The sequence below is a fragment of the Atopobacter sp. AH10 genome, assembly GCF_003664595.1.
GTDB lineage: Bacteria > Bacillota > Bacilli > Lactobacillales > Aerococcaceae > Atopobacter.
Window position 1 is genome coordinate 1 of sequence record NZ_QXPZ01000038.1, and the last position, 3,176, is coordinate 3,176.

General features: G+C 50.3%; 2 rRNA genes. Both read right to left on the reverse strand.

The window, feature by feature from the left end:
* A 5S ribosomal RNA gene (rrf, locus tag D3H64_RS07950) occupies positions 1-70 on the reverse strand; the annotation flags it as partial.
* Between the two features lie 88 nt (positions 71-158).
* Positions 159-3,066: ribosomal RNA gene (locus D3H64_RS07955) — 23S ribosomal RNA — on the reverse strand.
* Positions 3,067-3,176 lie beyond the last annotated feature (110 nt).

The window sequence follows — 3,176 nt, forward strand, 5'->3', positions numbered from 1 at the left end:
CGGCGCAAAGAAGCTTAACTGCTGTGTTCGAGATGGGAACAGGTGTGTCCTTCTTGCCATTGTCACCACACTATTGAGTGTTTGTTCACTCATAACTGAATCTAACGCTTGACCTTTACCGTAAACTACGTTTTCTTTCTTTCCTTTACTTACCTTCTTTGGATAAGTCCTCGATCGATTAGTACTAGTCCGCTCCATGTATCACTACACTTCCACTTCTAGCCTATCTACCTGATCGTCTTTCAGGGATCTTACTTTCTTAAAGAAATGGGAAATCTCATCTTGAGGGTGGCTTCACGCTTAGATGCTTTCAGCGCTTATCCATGCCATACATAGCTACCCAGCGATGCTCTTGGCAGAACAACTGGTACACCAGAGGTATGTCCATCCCGGTCCTCTCGTACTAAGGACAGCTCCTCTCAAATTTCCAACGCCCGCGACGGATAGGGACCGAACTGTCTCACGACGTTCTGAACCCAGCTCGCGTACCGCTTTAATGGGCGAACAGCCCAACCCTTGGGACCGACTACAGCCCCAGGATGCGATGAGCCGACATCGAGGTGCCAAACCTCCCCGTCGATGTGAACTCTTGGGGGAGATAAGCCTGTTATCCCCAGGGTAGCTTTTGTCCGTTGAGCGATGGCCCTTCCATGCGGAACCACCGGATCACTAAGCCCGACTTTCGTCCCTGCTCGACTTGTAGGTCTCGCAGTCAAGCTCCCTTCTGCCTTTACACTCTGCGAATGATTTCCAACCATTCTGAGGGAACCTTTGGGCGCCTCCGTTACACTTTAGGAGGCGACCGCCCCAGTCAAACTGCCCGTCTGACACTGTCTCCCACCCAGCTAATGGGTGCGGGTTAGAATGGTCATGTCACAAGGGTAGTATCCCACCAGTGCCTCCACCGAAACTAGCGTCCCGGCTTCCTTGGCTCCTACCTATCCTGTACGTGTCACACAAACACTCCATATCAAACTGCAGTAAAGCTCCATGGGGTCTTTCCGTCCTGTCGCGGGTAACCTGCATCTTCACAGGTACTATAATTTCACCGAGTCTCTCGTTGAGACAGTGCCCAGATCGTTACGCCTTTCGTGCGGGTCGGAACTTACCCGACAAGGAATTTCGCTACCTTAGGACCGTTATAGTTACGGCCGCCGTTTACTGGGGCTTCAATTCGAAGCTTCGCCCGAGGGCTAACCTCTCCTCTTAACCTTCCAGCACCGGGCAGGCGTCAGCCCCTATACGTCATCTTTCGATTTAGCAGAGACCTGTGTTTTTGATAAACAGTCGCCTGGGCCTATTCACTGCGGCTGACAAAGTCAGCACCCCTTCTCCCAAAGTTACGGGGTCATTTTGCCGAGTTCCTTAACGAGAGTTCGCTCGCTCACCTGAGGATACTCTCCTCGACTACCTGTGTCGGTTTGCGGTACGGGTCCTTCATTTCTCCCTAGAAGCTTTTCTCGGCAGTGTGACGTCAGAAGCTTCGGTACTTTATTTCCCTCCCCATCACAACTTGTCCTTAACCAGAAGCATTTGACTCCTCGTCAGACTTGTTGCTTGGACACACTCAACCAGCGGTGTGCTCTTCTTAGCCTCCTGCGTCCCTCCATCGGTCAAACGATTTGAAGAAGTACAGGAATATCAACCTGTTATCCATCGCCTATGCCTATCGGCCTCAGCTTAGGTCCCGACTAACCCTGGGCGGACGAGCCTTCCCCAGGAAACCTTAGTCATTCGGTGGACGGGATTCTCACCCGTCTTTCGCTACTCATACCGGCATTCTCACTTCTAAGCGCTCCACCAGTCCTTACGGTCTAGCTTCTCTGCCCTTAGAACGCTCTCCTACCACTGAACAAAGTTCAATCCACAACTTCGGTAATCTGTTTAGCCCCGGTACATTTTCGGCGCAGGGTCACTCGACTAGTGAGCTATTACGCACTCTTTGAATGATGGCTGCTTCTAAGCCAACATCCTAGTTGTCTGTGCAACCCCACATCCTTTTCCACTTAACAGATATTTTGGGACCTTAGTTGGTGGTCTGGGCTGTTTCCCTTTCGACGACGGATCTTATCACTCGCCGTCTGACTCCCAATTTTCAATACGTGGCATTCGGAGTTTATCTGAATTCGGTAACCAAAGACTGGCCCCTAGTCCAAACAGTGCTCTACCTCCACGATTGCCATAAATTGAGGCTAGCCCTAAAGCTATTTCGGAGAGAACCAGCTATCTCCAAGTTCGATTGGAATTTCTCCGCTACCCACACCTCATCCAAACACTTTTCAACGTGTCCTGGTTCGGTCCTCCAATGCGTTTTACCACATCTTCAACCTGGACATGGGTAGGTCACTTGGTTTCGGGTCGACGTCTACGAACTCATGCGCCCTATTCAGACTCGCTTTCGCTACGGCTCCGTTTCTTCAACTTAACCTTGCTCGCAAACGTCACTCGCCGGTCCATTCTACAAAAGGTACGCCATCACCCCTTAACGGGCTCTGACTACTTGTAAGCATACGGTTTCAGGTACTCTTTCACTCCCCTCCCGGGGTGCTTTTCACCTTTCCCTCACGGTACTGGTTCACTATCGGTCACTAGGGAGTATTTAGCCTTACCAGATGGTCCTGGTAGATTCCGACGAGATTTCTCGTGTCTCGCCGTACTCAGGATACACCCGACGGGTTATAAGTTGTCGGTTACAGGGCTATCACCTTCTTTGGCGCTCCTTCCCAGAAGCTTCACCTAACCTATAACGCTCATCATATGGGTGTCCTACAACCCCAAAGAGCAAGCTCTTTGGTTTGGGCTCTTCCCCTTTCGCTCGCCGCTACTCAGGGAATCGAAATTTCTTTCTCTTCCTGCGGGTAATGAGATGTTTCAGTTCTCCGCGTGTCCCTCATTCACTCCTATGTATTCAGAGTGATGTCACTGCCAGAAGCAGTGGGGTTCCCCCATTCGGAAATCTTCGGATCAAAGCTTACTTACAGCTCCCCGAAGCATATCGGTGTTAGTTCCGTCCTTCATCGGCTCCTAGTGCCAAGGCATCCACCGTACGCCCTTATTCACTTAACCATTGGTTAAGTAAAGGAATAGCGTATTGCTGTTTTCGTTAAGAAAATCGCAGTTTATTTCTCGGTAAATTATGTCAATATTGCGTTAGTATTCAGTTGTCAATGAACAAA